Below are 19,298 nucleotides of genomic sequence, written 5' to 3'. Positions count from 1 at the left end.
CTTATCCTTAACTTCCTACTGCTTTTATCCCGTAAACGCCCGATTGGTGAAGGCTAATAATCAGTGGGGGATGAACAAAACCCCACTGATTAAAGTTTCACTTTATTACCGTTAAGGATGATACGATAATGTGGAAAAATGATGAACTCTCTAAACGATAGAATTAGTACTACCAGAAGTTAAAGGGTTTCTTGAAATTACGAATACGAGCTGTTAGGTAGTACTATATTCATTTAGAAAAAGCCGTTTTAAATAATAGTAGACATAATCAAGGCAATACTTAATAACTAAAGAAAATAAGTAATTTAAACTTCAATTATGATAGGAAGGATCATTGGCTTTCTTTTTGTATGTGAGTATATAAAATGGCCAAGTGTTTCTCTTATTTCTCTTTTTAGAACATTCCATTGGTAAATATGTGCTTTTTGTAATGTGTTGATAGTTTCCACAACTAATTGATTAATTTTCTTTAAGAAATCTTCTGAATCGCGAACATATACAAACCCACGAGAAATTGTGTCTGGGCCAGAAATTATTTTTTCTTCCGTTTTACTTAAGGTGATAACTATTACAAGCATGCCATCTTCAGAAAGTTGTTTACGATCGCGCAATAAGGCGTTCCCAACATCTCCAATACCTAATCCATCTACATATATATTACCGGCAGGTATACGCCTAGTTTGCATGGCGGTTTGATTTTTAATATCAACAACATCTCCATTGCCGATAACATAAATATTATCTTTCTTGACACCAACGGATTCGGCCAATTGACGGTGATGATGTAGCATTCTAAATTCACCGTGTATTGGAATGAAATATTTAGGTTTCATTAAAGTAAGCATCAATTTTAATTCCTCTTGATATGCATGTCCAGAAACATGCATTCCCGTTGAACTTCCAGATCCATAAATAACATTTGCTCCTAATAGGAATAGGTTATCTATAATACGTGAAACATTACGTTCATTTCCTGGTATAGGGGATGCAGACAAAATGACTGTGTCACCCGGTAAAATATCAACTTGTCGATAATTTCCACTAGCCAACCGGGCCAGAGCGGCCATAGGTTCACCTTGACTACCAGTGCAAAGTATAGCGACTTTCTCGGGCTCTAGCTGGTTAATTTCATTTGCTTCAATTAACATTCCTTCAGGTATATTCAAATAGCCTTGTTCTAAGGCAACAGAGACTACATTTACCATGCTTCTTCCAAGGAGGGCAAGCTTTCTATTTGTTTTCAAAGCGGCATCTACTATTTGCTGTACACGATTCACATTAGAAGCAAAGGTAGATATAATAACTTTTCTATGAGCCTTGATAAATGCTTCTTCAATTTTTCCACCTACTAATCGCTCTGATGGAGTAAATCCAGAACGTTCGGCATTTGTACTTTCTGAGAGGAGAGCTAAAACACCGTTACTTCCGATATTAGCCATTTTGTGGATGTCTGGATATTGATTGTTTACAGGAGTTAAATCAAATTTAAAATCACCTGTATGGACTACTGTACCCTCGGGTGTATGAAAAGCAATCCCAAGGCAATCGGGAATACTATGATTTGTTTTGAAAAAGGATAAATTTATTTGTCCAAACTCAATTAAAGACTCAGAGTCAATAATAGTTAATTGTGTCGAATCTTGAAGTTTATGTTCTTTTAATTTAATACCGATTAAGCCTAAAGTTAATTTTGTTGCGTAAATTGGCACATTCAATTGCTTTAAAAAATACGGAATACCTCCAATGTGATCTTCGTGTCCGTGTGTAACAATTAAGCCTCGAATTTTATCTTTATTTTCTTGCAAATATGTAATGTCAGGAATTATTAAATCTATTCCTAATAAACTCTCATCAGGAAATTTAGAACCACAATCAATGATTACAATGTCATTTGAATATTGTATGACATACATATTCTTACCAATTTCATTAACACCACCTAAAGCAAAAATAGATAGTTTTTCATTTATTGTACTCAAATGAATATCCTCCTTTTTAAAACAAGTTTACTTGAAGCTATGTAAAGGGTTATGACCAACCATTGATAAATAATTGGTCATAATTATCTTAAAGATCCATATCTTTTAATCCGGGACTATGCTCATTTGGCATTTCAGGAAGTTCTGGTACAGGAAAACCTTTTGGTGGGTCAGTTACTGTTAATGTTCCTTTGTTTCTACTTGGTGATTCACCTTGGAAAATTTCTCCCATTCTTGTTGGATCTAATCTAAAATTAAATTGTGCATTATGAAATCCCATATCTACATACTTTCTGCACTCTGGGTACTTATTAATATCATAGTTCGGCACAGGGAAAAGTTTCCCCCACTCAACACCCAATGTCTCTAATGCTTTTGCAAAGGCGTTTTGATGTGCATTATCACGTACAATTAAAAATGCAAGTGTCTCTCTAAAAGTTTGATTTGAACTCATTTCATAAATTCTAGTCTTTTGAAGTACACCTGTAGATTCAAGTACGACATTATCTAGTAAATCGCTAATTAAGTTTCCATGACTATATACCCAAGATCCATTCCATGGGTTGCCAGCTGCATCAACAGGCAATGAACTTTGAGCACCTACAATAAAGTGGTGAGGATTTGCATGTTTAACCGCTTCGTCAAGTGGTGCGTTGTCAACACCAGCATTTCCTGGCGTAGGTTCACCAGATCCAGTTAATAGTTGATTAATTGTATGTTGTACAAGTTCTACATGGCTTATTTCCTCTAAAAAAACACCTCGAAGTAAATCACGATATTGCTTCTCTTTACCTCTAAAATTTGAGCTTTGGAAGAAGTATTGCATCATTGTACGCATTTCGCCATAATGCCCACCTAATATTTCTTGTAAAACTTTTGCGGCAGCTGGATCTGGCTTGTCCGGCTTGATAATATTAATCAGTTCTTCCTTATAATAAAACATGAAGTACACCTCTTTTAGGTTAGTTAACATTGTTATCGTGTCCGTTAGTTGGTTACTTAATACTGTAATTCATTTTTTTACCAATAAAGTATTACCTCAAAATACAAAGTTTTTTGGAAATAACTATTTTTGATGTAAGATGAAAATGGGGGATAGATACTTAGCATTTAATAAAAAAAGATAAGATTACGAAATGTAATCTTATCTTTTCATTAAGAATCATGAATTGTAGCTTCAAGGCTTCAGAATGACTTTAATACAATCATCTTCACGATTATTAAAAATCTGATAACCATAGCTCGCTTCTTCAAGGGGAATTTTGTGTGTAATAATCTCTTTTGGATCAAATTCTTTATTTGTTATTTTTTCATATAGTTCTGGCATAAAATGAATGACAGGTGCTTGTCCCATTTTAAGATTAATATTTCTAACCCAAAATGCACCGAGTGGAAATGCATTATAGTTGCCACCATAAACGCCTGTCATTTGAACCGTTCCATATTTTCTTACTGCTTTCGTAGCGATTTGAATAGGGCCGAGGGTTCCACCTTGTAATTTTAATTTTTGTTCCAAAAACTCTAAAGGTGATTTTTTTCCATCCATTCCTACGCAATCAATGACTACATCGGCACCACCATGTGTAATTTCCTTTAAATGTTCTCCCATATCAGGAAATTTTGTAAACTCAAACACCTCAACATTGTTAATCTTTTTTGCATAATTTATTCGGTAATCTAAGTAATCGACTGCGATTACGCGCTTAGCGCCTTGCATCCAAGCAAATTTTTGTGTCATTAATCCAACAGGTCCACAACCGAGGACGATAACAGTATCACCTCGCTTGACACCTGCATTTATTACACTCCAATAGGCTGTTGGTAAAACATCTGATAAAAACAGTAGGGATTCATCTTCAAGTTCGCAGGATTCTGGTATAACAAATGGAGTGAAATTTCCAAAAGGAACTTTTAAATATTCAGCTTGTCCACCAGGATGGTTACCAAATTTTTCTGTATAACCAAAGTATCCACCAGAATCATAATGAGGATTGGAGTTGTCACATTGGCTTTCCATTTCATGTTGGCAATAGAAACAATGTCCACAAGCAACGTTAAAGGGAATCACAACACGATCGCCTTTTTTCACTTTAGTGACATCTGGCCCGACCTCTTCAACGATTCCCATTGGTTCATGGCCGATAATGTATCCTGGAGGTAAAGGCATGTTACCTTGATATAAATGTAAATCAGAACCACAAATAGCGGTTGAAGTAATTTTTACAATAATATCATCTTTTTTTTCTAATTTTGCATCATCAACTTGTTTAACCTGTACTTGGTTTGGCCCTTGATAGGTCACAGCTTTCATAATTTCATATCTCCTTTTGAATCATTTCTCAAAACATACTGTATATTTATCCTTTGGCAAAACAGAAATCTTTATTAAACGGAGGTCTATACCTAGTGTTGTTATGAAAGTACGTTATATAGCAGCTTTTCTTTCTTAAGTCTTTTGTCCTATTTTAAGAAGAAAATCAACATTTATACATAATCTACTTTCCATAAAAAGGATAACTATTATTTCATAGTTCGTAGCATATTAAAAACATCGGAGGTGAAACAATATGGCAAACAATAATAGTGGAAGTCGTAATGAATTATTAGTACGAGGAGCTGAACAAGCTCTTGATCAAATGAAATATGAAATTGCACAAGAGTTTGGTGTACAACTTGGTGCAGATGCAACAGCTCGTTCAAATGGATCTGTTGGTGGTGAAATTACAAAACGTTTAGTAGCAATGGCTGAACAACAACTTGGTGGTAGAGCTAACCGCTAAGTGAATTAGTGAAAAATATAGCAAATCTTTAAATCAATTTCTTTTGTATATTTATAAAAAATAAACCCTTATAGTAAGTGGATTCTCACTCAAAGATTATCGATAATTTTCTTTCATAATCTTTGGGTATTTTATTTGTAAACTACTTTCCTAAACAATAAACACGCAGTGTTGGAAAGGTGTTTTCCATGCATAGTAGAAAATCTTTTGCAGGAAAAAGCATACTTAAAAATTTGATTTCAATATTGAAATCAATATTCATTATGATATTTTCGAAAGGGAGGAATTTAAAAATGGGTATATTAAGTGGAAATCCTCAAAATGAGCCTTTACATTACGGAGAGGTATTTGACATTTGGAGCTATCTTCTTGCTGCACAAGGTGCCATTGCAAGTCATCAAGTATTTATGAATCATACAGGTGATGAAGACTTGAAGAAGTTTTTAGAAAGCCTAATTGAAAATGATATGAATTCGGAAATAGAAGAATTAAAGGCGCTTTTAAAAGTTAATGGGGTCGCTTTACCGCCTGCTCCTCCAGAACGACCAGTTGCATCTATTGAAGACATTCCTCCGGGAGCACGTATTAATGATGTTGAAATTGCAGCTGCTGTTTCTACAGGGTTAGCAGCTGGCCTTGTGACATGTAGTCAAGTAATGGGAAAATGTCTTCGAGAAGATGTAGGCATGCTATTCGGACAATTCCATATGAAAAAAGCGCAGGCAGGTGTAACGTTGCTACGTTTAAGTAAGAAAAAAGGCTGGGTAGTTCCACCGCCATTACATGTAAGAAATTCTGATCAAGCTTAATAAACAAAAATAAAAAGTGGCCAACGCCACTTTTTATTTTTGTTTACCAGATTTATCCTCAAGTTTGGATTTATTTATTGTGGAAGAATTTATATATTCATCTGACATCTCCATAGCATATTTATCATGGTGAATAGGATTATGTTCTCTTAATTCATTGTCTTTATGCAGTACTAACTTCTGCATATAAATGTGGAAAAAAACTTCTATTCCGCCAATAATTAAAGCGACTATAAATGAAGAAAATCCAATGTTACGAGTGGAATCTAAATCAGTAAACAACGATGTTAGCAACCAAATTCCAAAGAAGGTTAAGCCAAAATCTGCAATGGTGGCAATCATATTTCCGTATTTAGGTAAAATAAAGAGATCTCCAATTAAATAGGCAGCTCCTGTAAGAAGAAGAGAAATCAGTAATATTCTAGGAATTGAAATATCTTGAAAAATACCGAGTATGATTAATAATACTGCAGTTATAGCTGTATATTTAATTAATAAAGCAACAATATGTTTCATCATTTTCCTCCATTGTTTAAAGGTATATAGAATAAAATATTTCATTGAAAACGGGTTATGCTTTTATATAGCGTAACCCGTTTCATTTTGTGATGGAGGCATATTTATGATATCCCATGGCACGTATGTTGCATTTCGGTCTCCTACACACTACTATTTTTGGATAAAAGTGCATGAATTATACCTTCGAATACGTGGTCATAATTACCAGTTAATTAGATATATATTTTGGCATGTAATTTAACATATTAAAGAAAGAAGGAGGTGAATTAACATGTCAAACAATAATAGTGGAAGCAACAATCAATTATTAGTACGTGGTGCTGAACAAGCTCTTGATCAAATGAAATATGAGATTGCTCAAGAATTTGGTGTACAACTTGGTGCAGATGCAACAGCTCGTGCAAACGGATCTGTCGGTGGTGAAATTACAAAACGTCTAGTATCATTAGCTGAGCAACAACTTGGCGGTGGGGTTACTCGTTAATTTTATATGTTGAATGGATATAGAGGAGAGGCATATGGCCTCTCCTTTTTCATACATTTCTTTTTCAATTTATATTTAATATTTACAACTATAAAATATTAAAATTTGAAAATCTGAAATCTTATTTATATAGGTACTACTTTTAGCTATGATGCCTTAAATATTTAACTGAAGAGGATTAAATTTTTTATGAAACTAGAAGCTCATTTAAAAAAATGAATTTTAGTACATGGTTAAAGATATATAGTGTTGTATAAGTTTTAAGAATTATAAATAAAAAGCAGTTAGCAAAAGCTAACTGCAATGAGAAAGTTACATCCATGAATTTAAGGAGTATAACCATTTCATGGGTTAAATATAGTATGAATAAAGAAACTAATTTTATGTAAAAAAATTAAAAAAGAGCAGTTATTTATAATGACCGCTCTTTACTGGTAAGAAGTACAACCTGGGTAAGAAGCAGATTATACTACGGATATTATTTGTAGATTATCGAGTTTTATTCACAAAGGTAGGATGAGTCAACATCTATATACAGGTTGCAATTTTTCAAAGAACAAGATTTTGATTTTTTATTACATTTTAGTTCTTGAATGTGAAAAGTATACAAAATATTTCTTTGTTTAATACATCTTTCGGTCCACATATTTTCCGTAATCAGGTACAGCAATTTTATCAAATTCTTGAACGAGTGTTTTGAGGTTTGTTGATAGCACTTCACCTGACATCGGTAGCCCATGTCCAGTAACAGCGACCAGAGGCTTTAATTCTTCTAATTTAATGACGGATTCTTTAGCAGCTTTCCAGTCTGTTGTTAAATAACGAGGCGGACCGCTTATTTCCTGTTCCTGAGTAATTACCTTATATAGATATTCCTGTTTCACTGTAACAAAAGCATCGCCAGCAATTAAAATTCGGTCTTTTTCGCGGAATAACGAAATATGCCCGGGGGTATGACCTGGTGTATGAATCCATTTAAACCCTGGCATATATGGAACAGTTCCATCAGCAGGTAGCGTTTTTACGTTATTCCCTAAATCGATTGGTTCGTTAGGGAACAGAGGGGATATTTTCGCTATCATACCACCTTCAACTGTAGGATCTGGTTCAGGGTAGCTTTGTTGCCCAGTCAGGAACGGTATCTCCATTTGATGAGCATAGACTGGAACATCCCAATGTTTGACGAGTTCAATTATTCCTCCAACATGATCAAAATGTCCATGAGTTAAAATAATTGCTTTTGGGCGGCTATTTGCACCAAAGCGATCTTCAGCGACAGAGATAATTTCATCTGCAGATTTAGGCATTCCAGCATCTACTAAAACAAAATCATTTGCTTGCGGACTTCCGAATAAGCAGATGTTGACGATTTGAGTAGTGTAACAAAATAAATCAGGTAATACCTCGATGCCATGACCACTTCCAATTGAAGTTGCCGGAATAAACTTGTAATCACTTCCATAATTCATTTCATTATCCACTTGTTATCCCCCTAAAGTTATTTTAATACCACATTATAGTTCCCTAATTTTGAAAATCCATTTGTGGGGATTTGGTAAAAGGGATTTAGTGTTACAAAAGTCAATTATTTTGGTTTTAGAATAAGAGGAGAGACTTTAACAAATATATATCACCTTATATAAAGTAAAACTAAAAGTGTATTGATTTTAAAGTCGCAGTTGCTACTATTTTTTGAGGAAAGCCATAATCAATTCCACTAAAATAAAAGATAACGGCATTTTTATAACGGAAGGAAAAATTTTGGCATGCGCCGAGGCTAATTATGAAAAAATTAAGGCTGGAATGAAATAACTCATCGAATGCTTTAGAACAAAGTAATGTATGTTATACGATTAAGAGTGTGGACTTCAAGAAATAAAAAGAAAAGATCTCATTGACAATGATAATGAAAATCACTATCATTTATTTGAGAGATAATTTATTTGTATAAAGGGAGATATTGCTTTGAAAAAACATAATATGAGAGCGTTAGTAGTAGCTACAACATTAGCTATTCCTTTTGCTGTTTATTCTAGCCCAGTGCAAGCAGCAGAAAAAATAGCAGAAAATAAAGCAGGAGTTATGGTAACAGATCGTGTATATAATGTTGAAATCAAAATATATAAAGATCAAAAAGATGAGCCATCCATGGTGTCTCAATACATAAAAGATCCCAAAGTTAAGATTGAAAATGGGAAAAAAGTTGTTACTGCAACAGTACAAGATAGCGATTATTTCCAATATCTTAGAATAGAAGATAGAAATCAACCAGGTGTATTTCACGATGTGAAAGTATTGTCAGAAGATAAGAGGAAAAATGGGACGAAAGTAGTTCAGTTTGAAATAGGAGAATTTTCGAAGAGATATAATATGCAAATGCATATTCTCATTCCTGCTATTGGATATGATCATAAATATCAAGTTCAATTTGAAATTTCAGATTCGACAGCAAATAACAAAGAAACTGAGAAACCAGATGATAATTCTAATGCAGGTGATAAGGAAACAGATCATCAAATTGATAGTCAAAATATGATAACGGACAAAAAATTAAGGGAACTTGTTAATAAAAAAGTATTTAATAGAAAAGATTTACATACACCAATTACGAAAGAAGAGTTATTACAAGTAAAAAACTTATTTTTAAATACGAATGAGATTCTCGACTATAGTGGATTGAAATATATGCCTAATTTAAAGTCCTTAACAGTTGCTAATGCAAAGATAACAGATCCGTCGTTCTTTGCGAACTTAAAACAATTGAACCATTTAGCTTTGCGCGGTAATGAAATTGTAGATGTAACACCGCTTATTAAAATGGATAATTTAGAATCTCTTGATTTAAGTAATAATAAAATTACGAACGTTGCACCACTAACTGAAATGAAGAATGTGAAAAGTTTATATGTAGCAGGCAATCAAATTGAAGATGTAACAGCATTAGCAAAAATGGGACAACTAGATTACTTGAATTTAGCAAATAATAAAATTACGAACGTTGCTCCATTAAGCTCGTTAAAAAATGTAACATACTTAACTTTAGCGGGTAATCAAGTTGAAGATATTACACCGTTATATGCATTACCTTTAAAAGATTTAGTATTAACGCGTAATAAGGTTAAAGATGTATCGGGCATTGACCAATTGAATCAATTAGATGAATTATGGATTGGGAAAAATCAAATTGAAGACGTGACACCACTTACTAAAATGACTCATCTTAAAGTATTAGATGTACCTAATAATGAGTTAAAGGATATTACTCCATTATCAAATTTAGTAAACTTGCAAAAACTTGATTTAGAGGCAAATTATATTTCTGATTTATCACCAATTAGTCAGTTGAAAAAACTAACGTTTTTAAGCCTTGTAGCGAATGAAATTCGTGACGTTAGACCTGTTATCGAATTAAGTAAGCAAGCATACATTAATATTCAAAATCAAAAAGTCTTTTTAGAGGACGTAGAAGTACATAAAGAAGTGAAAGTACCTATTTATGAAAAAGACGGTGAAATCTCTACAAAAATCCGTTTAAAAAGTGATGGCGGCACTTACAATAATGGTGTAATTACATGGAATACGTTAGGTGAGAAAGCATATGAGTTTGGAGTAAAAGATCCATTTGCTGATACAGGCATCTTTTACACTGGTACAGTAATACAAAAGGTTGTGGATAAAGTATCAGGAGAAGTGACAGAACCAAAAGGAGAAGTGACAGAACCAAAAGGAGAAGTGACAGAACCAAAAGGAGAAGTGACAGAACCAAAAGGAGAAGTGACAGAACCAAAAGGAGAAGTGACAGAACCAAAAGGAGAAGTGACAGAACCAAAAGGAGAAGTGACAGATCGAAAAAGTGAAGTGACAGATCCAAAAGGAGAAGGAATAGATCGAGTGAATTCGCAAATTACTAAAAATAACGCATTGAATAAACAAATTGTTAAGAAGGAACAGATATTACCTGCTACAGGACATGATACGAATTGGTTATCCGTTTTTGGTGGGGGATTAATGTTGATAGGAGCTTATTTATATAGAAGGTTAAAGAGAGTTAACTAAAATAAAAACCTTTTTGCTAACTAATGAATTGAAAAATCGAAGTAAACTGTGCGACACAGTTATTTGAAGGGATTAGCCTAAATATAGGATTCTTTCTTTGAGCAAAATTAGATGTGTTATCCTGAATTTTTAATAATGGTAACAAAAATAAGAACAGCCATTCAACGAAGAAGGCTGTTCTTATTTTTATTTCAATAGATATTTTTACATTATCAATCTGTCTGGATTGTCTTTTTTCTTTTAGTAACTTTATATTTTAATAAGAAGCTTCTTAAATCAATAATAGTAAGTCAGCTTAGGTGAATCCATTTTTATTTTCTATATCTCTTCCTAACTTAATTATATCATGTAATTAACGTTCGAAATAGACTGTTTATTCTTATTTACTACTGCTAAAATCAAGAACACATGACTAGTAAGGAGAGATGTTAAATGAGTTCTTTCGTTCTCGATTTTCAGGAAATAGAAAAAACGCAGCTTTTTCTCGTTGGTGGAAAAGGATTGAATTTAGGGGAGTTATCAAACATTCAAGGTATACAAGTGCCAGAAGGATTTTGTGTTACAACAGTAGGGTATGAAAAGGCCATCGAACAAACTGAAGTGTTTCATAATTTGTTGGATCAACTAGCCGTACTAAAAATTGAGGACCGAGATCAAATTAGTGAAATTAGTAAGAAAATTAGAGAAGCCATTATGGCAGTGGAAATTCCAGTTGATGTAGTGGAATCAGTAGCTCATTATCTCTCGCGTTTTGGAAATGAACATGCATATGCAGTGCGTTCTAGTGCTACTGCTGAAGATTTACCGTATGCCTCGTTTGCTGGTCAGCAAGATACGTATTTAAATATCATCGGAAAAGAAGCGGTTTTGCAGCATGTAAGAAAGTGTTGGGCTTCTTTATTTACAGATCGAGCGGTTATATACCGAATGCAAAACGGCTTTGATCATAATCAAGTTTCTATATGTGTTGTCGTTCAAAAAATGGTTTTCCCTGTGGCTTCAGGGATTTTATTTACTGCGGATCCGATTACTTCTAATAGGAAGGTGTTATCAATCGATGCCAGCTTTGGACTTGGCGAGGCGCTAGTATCTGGATTGGTTTCTGCCGATAATTATAAGGTAAAAGAAGACGAAATCGTCGAAAAGGTCATCGCAACGAAAAAATTAGCCATCTATGGACGAAAAGAAGGCGGAACAGAGACAAAGAAAATTGCTCCTAATCAGCAAAAAGTTCAAACACTTATTGAACAACAAATTTTACAACTAGCACGCATCGGAAGACAGATTGAGGCTTATTTTGGTTGTCCGCAAGATATTGAATGGTGTTTAGTTGATGATACATTTTATATTGTTCAAAGTAGGCCGATAACGACTTTGTATCCAATTCCAGAAGCGAATGATCAGGAAAATCATGTGTATGTATCGGTCGGTCACCAGCAAATGATGACGGATCCTTTGAAGCCATTAGGAATGTCTTTATTCCAGTTAACATCCTTTGGACCGAGGTTTCAAGCTGGGGGAAGGCTGTTTGTTGATGTTGCACAAAGATTGGCCTCACCTGCTAGTAGAGAATTTTTATTAAATACAATAGGAGAATCAGAGCCGCTTATTAAAGATGCATTAATGACTGTAATAGAGCGAGATAATTTTATTAAATTGTTACCGGATGAAGAAGAAAAAAGTCTTGGTAAAAGTATGCCACCTGCAAGCTCGCAACCACAAATCGAAAACGACCCAGCAATCGTTACGGATTTAATCAAGAACAGTCAAGCATCGATAGAAGAGTTAAAACAAAGTATTCAAACGAAATCAGGATCAGATGTACTTGATTTTATTTTAGAAGATATTCAGCAATTAAAGAAAATATTATTTCACCCGCAAAGTATGGCTGTCATTATGGCAGGTATGAATGCTTTATCATGGATCAATGAAAAGATGGAGCAATGGCTAGGAGAAAAAAATGCAGCAGACACACTTTCTCAATCTGTACAAAATAATATTACTTCAGAAATGGGTTTAGCATTATTGGATGTCGCAGATGTGATTCGTCCGTATCCAGAAGTCATTGCGTATTTACAGCATATAGAAGATGACAGCTTTTTAGATGAACTAGTTCAGTTTAAAGACGGGGAAAAAGTTCGAGATGCAATCGGGGCGTTTCTAAATAAATACGGAATGAGATGCAGCGGCGAAATCGATATTACGAAAACGCGCTGGAGTGAAAAACCAACTACAATTATCCCGATGATTTTAAATAATATAAGAGATTTTGAAGCTGGTGCTAGTAAGCGGAAGTTTGAAGAAGGGCTGCAGGAGGCTTTAAAAAGAGAAGAAGAGTTATTAGACAAATTGCAGTATTTAGCAGATGGCAAACAAAAAGTAGAAGAGACGAAGCGAATGATCAGTATAATTCGGAATTTCGCTGGCTATCGTGAATACCCAAAATACGGAATGATTAATCGCTATTTCATATATAAGCAGGCATTACTAAAAGAAGCCGAGCAACTCGTGCGAAATAACGTTATTACTGAAATAGAAGATATATACTATCTTACTTTTGAAGAACTTCACGAAGTCGTCCGCACGAATAAACTGGATTATAAGGTTATTCATAAACGAAAAAATGAGTACAAATTATATGAAAAACTAACGCCTCCGCGTGTTATTACTTCTGATGGTGAAATTATTATAGGTAAATATAAACGAGAAAATCTCCCTATCGAAGCAATAGTAGGTTTGCCTGTTTCTTCTGGAGTGGTAGAAGGGAGAGCTCGTGTTATTTTAAACATGGAAGATGCAAGTTTAGAAGATGGAGATATATTAGTTACGGCATTTACTGATCCTGGCTGGACGCCATTGTTTGTGTCTATAAAAGGGTTAGTTACGGAAGTTGGCGGACTCATGACACACGGGGCAGTGATTGCGCGTGAATATGGATTACCAGCAGTCGTCGGGGTAGAGAATGCTACGAAACGAATAAAAGACGGGCAACGAATTCGGGTACATGGAACAGAAGGGTATATTGAGATAGTGTAGTTATATTTTAAATAAAAAAATCGTCCACTAAATATAGCGGACGATTTTTTTATGATTTTAAGCTTGCTGCTATCACCCATCTGAAACTGAAAATTAAAATAAAAATGAGCATATGAATTGGATTTCTTTGAATGCCCCTGTCGTAGAAGGAGACATACATGCTACGATACTCATTCACATGCAAGAAGCAACCATGAACATTGATGAATTAGAATGTACATCAATCTAAAACAAAGAATATTTTCAAAAATATTACAAATTCAGACAACATATTGTAAATTGTCTGAATTTTCATTATTATATAAGCGTTATAACGTATTTAATATTGGGGAGGAATAGGGATGAAGAAAAAGCCTTTTAAAGTGCTGTCTACGCTTGCGGCGGCAGCAGTGCTTAGTTGCACATTTGGGGTAGGTAGTCAATCTGTTTATGCGGCAACGCCGTCTAATGTAGGATCTTTAAGTCCAATTGATGAAAATTTAATTCAAGAGGACCGTCTAGCAGATGCGCTCAAGAAACGCGGTGTAATTAATAATTCTGCGTCGAAAGAAGACACATTAAAAGCTGTTGAAAAATACGTAGAGAAGAAAAAAGGCGAAAATGCTGGGAAAGAACCAGCAACAGGGGATAGTGTCTCGAGAGAAGCGTTTGACTTTTTGAAAAAAGTGAAAGATGCAAAAGCAGATGCGAAAGAAAAAGCTGATCAACCTGCTAGTGGCCCGGTAGTTGGACAAGAGCCGGTTAAAGGGGGATTAAACGGCAAAGTACCAACTACTTCAGCGAAGCAAAAACAATATAATGGTGATGTCCGTAAAGATAAAGTGCTTGTATTGTTGGTGGAGTTTGCTGACTTTAAGCATAACAATATTGATCAAGTACCAGGTTATATGTATTCAAATGATTTTAATCCAGAACATTATCAAAAAATGTTATTTGGTAATGAGCCATTTACACTCTTTGATGGTTCAAAAGTACCAACATTTAAACAATATTATGAAGAGCAATCTGGTGGTAGTTATACAGTAGATGGCACAGTAACAAAGTGGTTGACAGTTCCTGGTAATGCGGCAGATTATGGCGCAGATGCAGGAGATGGCGGCCATGATAATAAAGGACCAAAAGGACCTCGTGATTTTGTAAAAGAAGCATTAAATGCGGCTGTAGAAAGTGGTATTGATTTATCTGAATTTGACGAATACGATCAATATGACAATAATGGTGATGGCAATAAAAATGAACCAGATGGTCTGATTGATCACTTAATGGTCATTCACGCTGGAGTTGGGCAAGATGGAGGCGGTGGTAGACTAGGTGATGATGCAATTTGGTCGCATCGTTGGCACCTTGGAACACCATATCCAATTGAAGGAACAAAAGCAAAAGTTGATAACTGGGGCGGTAAAATGGCAGCGTACGATTACACAATTGAGCCAGAAGACGGAGCAGTTGGTGTATTCGCACATGAATTTGGTCATGATTTAGGCCTTCCGGATGAGTATGATACGAAGTATTCAGGAGCAGGGGAGCCAATTAACTCTTGGTCTGTTATGAGCGGCGGCAGCTGGGCTGGTAAAATTGCAGGTACAACGCCACCGAGTTTCTCTCCGCAAAACAAAGAGTTCTTTCAAAAGAACATGGGTGGAAACTGGGCAAATATTGTAGAGGTAGACTATGATAAATTAAATCGTGGTATCGGTTTTGCAACGTACTTAGACCAAAGTGTAACGAAATCAGCTCGTCCGGGTCTAATTCGCGTTAACTTACCAGATAAAGAAGTGAAAGGCATTCAGCCTGCATTCGGTAAGAAATATTACTATAGTACAAAAGGCGATAATCTTCATACAACATTAGAAACACCAGTGTTTGATTTAACAAATGCAACACTGGCGAAGTTTGATTACAAGTCATTGTATGAAATTGAAACAGATTATGACTTCCTTGAAGTATATGCAGTAACAGAGGATAATAAGAAAACGTTAGTCGATCGAATTGGCGAAAAGAATGTGAAAAATGGTCTAGATACAACGGATGGTAAATGGGTAGATAAGTCATATGACTTAAGCAAATTTAAAGGTCAAAAAGTAAAACTAGTATTTGAATACATTACAGATGGTGGCTTAGCACCGAACGGTTTTACTTTTGATAACGCTACATTAACTGTAGATGGAAATGTTGTCTTCTCTGATGATGCAGAAGGCGAATCGAAATTAAAATTAAATGGTTTCGTTGTAGCAAACGGTTTTGATAAGAAGAAACATAACTACTATTTAGAGTGGAGAAACTACGCTGGTGCTGACCAAGCATTAAAATATAGCAGCGGTGTACCGTATAATACAGGTCTTGTTGTATGGTATGCAGACTCTAGCTTTACAGATAATTGGGTTGGTATTCATCCAGGCGAAGGTTTCTTAGGGGTTGTTGACTCTCACCCAGAGGCAATTGTTGGAACGCTAAACGGCAAACCAACTGTTCAAGGTAGTACACGATACCAAATCGCAGATGCTGCATTCTCCTTTAACCAGACGCCAGCATGGAAAGTTGTATCTCCAACACGCGGAACATATGATTACAAAGGATTACCAGGTGTAACGAAGTTTGATGATTCTAAATTGTATATAAATGATTTAATCCCAGATGCAGGACGTAAATTACCGAAGTTTGGATTGAAATTTGAAGTAGTTGGACAAGCAGATGATAATTCTGCAGGTGCAGTTCGTTTATATCGTTAATAATGGAGAAGCTGTTGAAGGGGATTCCTTTCAACAGCTTTTTTCATAGAAACATAAATTTCATTAAGCAATTAGTTGATGTCCAGATTGATTAAAATATATTTCTATGCAGGTTGGCTTACTTCTTTAAACCAGCCGCATAAAACGGGCCGTGAACTGCGATAGTTGATAAAATACGAGCAATTTCCTTAGGTGTTTCTTTTTGGCCATTATTTAGCCATTGCTGAATGACACCTATATGAGCAGATGCCATATAAGAAGTTAGGTATTCGCTTGGAACAAGCAAACTCTCTTTATCAATAAGAGCCCCATTCGTATCTTCAAATAGTGTTTTCCACATAAAGTCTTTCAGTTTTGTTTGGAAAGATAAATCTCCTTTTGGACTTAACACAGCTTTCATAAAATCACTATTTTCATTTAGAAATTCAAGAATAGAAGCGATAAGTACAAATGGCGTCGTTGGGGAAGGGTTTGAGCCAAGATCGGCAATCACTTCAGGGAATTTTTGTTTGGCAATGCTAGAAAACTCATGCATAATTTCTTCTTGGCATTTCGTCATTAAATCAAATTTATCTTGATAGTGCGCATAAAATGTACCGCGATTTATGTTTGCTTTCGTTGTAATATCTTTTACTGTAATGGCGTCAAAACCTTTTTCTTCAATAAGCTCCACTAGTGCATTTCGTATGGCCGTTTTCGTACGAATAACACGTAAATCTAAATTACTATCACGCAAAGCATGTCCCTCCTTAATTTTACTCAACACATTTAGAAAAAGTGTCTTATAACCGACACATTCACGATTTTTGATTATTGAATAAGATTTAGCTCAAACATATAATTCAAAATATAAATAAACAACACGTTGTTCATTTATTGTAACGAAAATTAAAGGAGGAGAAAAGAAAATGTTTAAAAACAAACTTTTATTGTTAGCACCAGTTATTGTACTACTTGTTGTTTTTATTTTTTCATTAACATTATTCCCAACTGTTCAACCAAAGCCAAAAAACTTGCCAATTGCAATTGTAAATGAGGATCAAGGTGTAGAAGTTCCAAATCAACCGAAAATGAATATGGGGCAAACAATTGTTGATACGGTGAAAAAAACAGCGAAATCAGATGAAGAACCTGCGGTGAAGTGGGTAGAAGTGAAAAATAAGGAAGCAGTTCAAAAAGGTTTAAATAATCAAGAGTATTATGCAGCATTCGTCATTCCGAAAGAATTTAGTATGAAACAGGCTTCATTACGAACACCGCAGCCATCTTCACCAGAAGTAGAAATATTAATTAATCAAGGAATGAATACAGGTGCATCAACTATGGCAGGGCAAATATTAAATGGTGTAGTGGATAATATAAACAACAATGTCCGTACACAAATATTAGATGGATTGAAAGCAAGGGGAGCTACTTTAACAACAGATCAAGCTTCGAAATTAGTAACACCTATTGTAAAGAACGTGAAAAATGTGAATGAGGTCGGAAAAAATAGTGCGAACGGTAACTCACCAATGGCATTATTCCAGCCGTTATGGATTGCAAGTTTAGCTAGTGCAGCGATTATCTTTATTGCGATTAGTAAAATGCCGGTACGTACAAGAAAAGAAAACTTTGGATTAAAACTAAAACAAATAGTAGCTGGAGCAGTTGCGACACTTGTAATTGGATTTGGCCTTACGTGGATTGCAGATGGGATGGTAGGGTTAAATATTTCGAATTTCACGGATACAGCGTTGTTCTTATCCATCACATCTTTTAGCTTCTTCTTAATGATATCGGCGGTACTTTCATTAGTTGGGCTAAAAGGTATCGGTTTATTCGCACTCTTACTATTCTTCGGGGCACCGTTATTATCATTAGCGCCTGAAATGTTGTCGCCATTTTATCAAGATTGGGTTTATTCTTGGTTACCAATGAAATTTATGATCGAAGGACTAAGGGAGATCTTCTTTTTCGGAAAAGGGGTAAGCTGGAATACACCTGTTACTGTGCTCGTTTGGATTGGTGTGGTAAGTATGGTTGTTATACTAGCAACTGCATTGAAGCGTAGTGCAGTAAAGGGACATAAAATGGAATTGAATGCTTAAAAGATAAAAAACGTTTCACTCGTAGTGAAGCGTTTTTTGATGAAATCATTAGGAATCGTTAAGGAAATTAAGCAGCGATAGATAGGGTTTTACAATATGTTATACGTGATTGAAGTATTCGTGTTTGCAGTAATTTTTTTGTATACATGCTCCTACTATTTCAAAGTGCATAAAATGTTATGCGAAATTATGGAGGGGATACGATGTATAATTCGAATTATCATGATTGGTATAGGCAAAATGATAAGTTGATAAGTGATATTGAAAAAGCTATAAACGGAGAATATAGCGCTATAAGCTGCTACGCAAAGTTAGCTAACATGGCTCCAAATCAAGTAGAACGAAATCAGATTCTTGAAATTCGTAATGATGAAATAAAGCATTTCCAAAACTTTGTCCAAATTTATACGAACTTAACTGGCAGGCAGCCTAAACCACAGATTACCGAAGAATGTCCAAATAGGTACTTACAAGGATTAGAATTCGCTATACAAGATGAACAGAAGACAGTAGATTTTTACTTAGAAATTTCAGATGAAACATCGGATGCACATTTGAAAGAGTTATTGCGCAGAATAGCTGCTGATGAACAAAACCATGCGGTGTGGTTTTTATATTATTTTGTGAAGACGAAGTAAATATAAAGAATGATGGCTGATGTGATGAATATATTAGAAATTATTTTAAAGCGCAGTGCAACAATTAAATGAAAAACCTAAATATAAGCAGAAAGAAACCGTTTCATAAGTAGTGGGACGGTTTTTCGCGGTGAAATACAAGTTACATAGGTATCGACAAAATATAGTAGTTGAATTT

14 protein-coding genes and 1 pseudogene are annotated in these 19,298 nt (G+C 34.9%); 9 read left to right on the top strand and 6 right to left on the bottom strand.

Features of this window, described 5'->3' with window-relative positions:
• Positions 1–305: 305 nt before the first annotated feature.
• The 3 genes from DPQ31_RS15240 to DPQ31_RS15230 all read right to left on the bottom strand — a co-directional run bounded on the left by DPQ31_RS15240 (position 306) and on the right by DPQ31_RS15230 (position 4,290).
• Entirely contained in the window at positions 306–1,979 is a 1,674-nt protein-coding gene (locus DPQ31_RS15240; RefSeq protein WP_208730609.1) for a ribonuclease J, read from the bottom strand.
• Between the two features lie 88 nt (positions 1,980–2,067).
• A complete protein-coding gene (locus DPQ31_RS15235; protein ID WP_208730608.1) occupies positions 2,068–2,922 on the bottom strand; it encodes a manganese catalase family protein in 855 nt (284 codons plus the stop codon).
• A 234-nt stretch (positions 2,923–3,156) separates the two neighbouring features.
• Complete coding sequence (locus DPQ31_RS15230; RefSeq protein ID WP_208730607.1) at positions 3,157–4,290, bottom strand: zinc-dependent alcohol dehydrogenase; 1,134 nt, start codon at positions 4,288–4,290, stop codon at positions 3,157–3,159.
• Between the two features lie 256 nt (positions 4,291–4,546).
• On the opposite strand from DPQ31_RS15230, the gene sasP reads away from it, so the two are divergent.
• Both sasP and DPQ31_RS15220 read left to right on the top strand, forming a co-directional pair.
• Positions 4,547–4,759: a small acid-soluble spore protein, SasP family gene (gene sasP, locus DPQ31_RS15225; protein WP_000002839.1), complete on the top strand. Its 213-nt coding sequence runs from the start codon at positions 4,547–4,549 to the stop codon at positions 4,757–4,759.
• A 293-nt stretch (positions 4,760–5,052) separates the two neighbouring features.
• Positions 5,053–5,568 (top strand): DUF3231 family protein, encoded by a 516-nt coding sequence (locus DPQ31_RS15220; protein WP_000512128.1) that lies wholly within the window; start codon positions 5,053–5,055, stop codon positions 5,566–5,568.
• 33 nt (positions 5,569–5,601) lie between these two features.
• Here the strand turns inward: DPQ31_RS15220 and DPQ31_RS15215 are convergent, their stop codons facing one another.
• Positions 5,602–6,084, bottom strand: a complete 483-nt coding sequence (locus DPQ31_RS15215; RefSeq protein WP_208730606.1) for a YndM family protein — start codon at positions 6,082–6,084, stop codon at positions 5,602–5,604.
• Between the two features lie 274 nt (positions 6,085–6,358).
• Between DPQ31_RS15215 and DPQ31_RS15210 the strand changes: the two genes are divergently transcribed.
• Positions 6,359–6,571: an alpha/beta-type small acid-soluble spore protein gene (locus DPQ31_RS15210; protein WP_000069658.1), complete on the top strand. Its 213-nt coding sequence runs from the start codon at positions 6,359–6,361 to the stop codon at positions 6,569–6,571.
• 623 nt (positions 6,572–7,194) lie between these two features.
• Here DPQ31_RS15210 and DPQ31_RS15205 read toward each other — a convergent pair.
• Positions 7,195–8,052: an MBL fold metallo-hydrolase gene (locus tag DPQ31_RS15205; protein WP_208730605.1), complete on the bottom strand. Its 858-nt coding sequence runs from the start codon at positions 8,050–8,052 to the stop codon at positions 7,195–7,197.
• A 499-nt stretch (positions 8,053–8,551) separates the two neighbouring features.
• Here DPQ31_RS15205 and DPQ31_RS15200 point away from each other — a divergent pair.
• The 4 genes and pseudogenes from DPQ31_RS15200 to DPQ31_RS15190 form a co-directional block, all read left to right on the top strand.
• A pseudogene (locus DPQ31_RS15200) lies at positions 8,552–10,244 on the top strand (leucine-rich repeat domain-containing protein); the annotation flags it as partial.
• The gene (locus tag DPQ31_RS29855) at positions 10,241–10,627 is read left to right on the top strand and encodes an LPXTG cell wall anchor domain-containing protein (protein WP_395935035.1); all 387 of its coding nucleotides are present in this window, start codon (positions 10,241–10,243) and stop codon (positions 10,625–10,627) included. The pseudogene DPQ31_RS15200 and the gene DPQ31_RS29855, both read left to right, overlap by 4 nt.
• A gap of 432 nt (positions 10,628–11,059) precedes the next feature.
• The gene (gene ppsA / locus DPQ31_RS15195) at positions 11,060–13,663 is read left to right on the top strand and encodes a phosphoenolpyruvate synthase (protein ID WP_208730603.1); all 2,604 of its coding nucleotides are present in this window, start codon (positions 11,060–11,062) and stop codon (positions 13,661–13,663) included.
• A 341-nt stretch (positions 13,664–14,004) separates the two neighbouring features.
• Positions 14,005–16,392 (top strand): immune inhibitor A domain-containing protein, encoded by a 2,388-nt coding sequence (locus DPQ31_RS15190; protein WP_000728984.1) that lies wholly within the window; start codon positions 14,005–14,007, stop codon positions 16,390–16,392.
• Positions 16,393–16,510: 118 nt separating this feature from the next.
• Here the strand turns inward: DPQ31_RS15190 and DPQ31_RS15185 are convergent, their stop codons facing one another.
• Entirely contained in the window at positions 16,511–17,128 is a 618-nt protein-coding gene (locus DPQ31_RS15185; RefSeq protein WP_001205673.1) for a TetR/AcrR family transcriptional regulator, read from the bottom strand.
• Between the two features lie 172 nt (positions 17,129–17,300).
• Here DPQ31_RS15185 and DPQ31_RS15180 point away from each other — a divergent pair, with 172 nt between their 5' ends.
• On the top strand, positions 17,301–18,482 hold the full coding sequence (locus tag DPQ31_RS15180) for a YhgE/Pip domain-containing protein (RefSeq protein ID WP_097959339.1): 1,182 nt from the start codon (positions 17,301–17,303) through the stop codon (positions 18,480–18,482).
• Between the two features lie 203 nt (positions 18,483–18,685).
• The gene (locus tag DPQ31_RS15175) at positions 18,686–19,120 is read left to right on the top strand and encodes a ferritin-like domain-containing protein (protein ID WP_016108709.1); all 435 of its coding nucleotides are present in this window, start codon (positions 18,686–18,688) and stop codon (positions 19,118–19,120) included.
• Positions 19,121–19,298 lie beyond the last annotated feature (178 nt).

This window comes from Bacillus sp. COPE52 (assembly GCF_003355115.1).
Classification (GTDB): Bacteria; Bacillota; Bacilli; order Bacillales; family Bacillaceae_G; genus Bacillus_A; species Bacillus_A toyonensis.
Note: the sequence above shows the minus strand (reverse complement) of the source record. Positions and strands in the feature narration are given on the sequence as shown.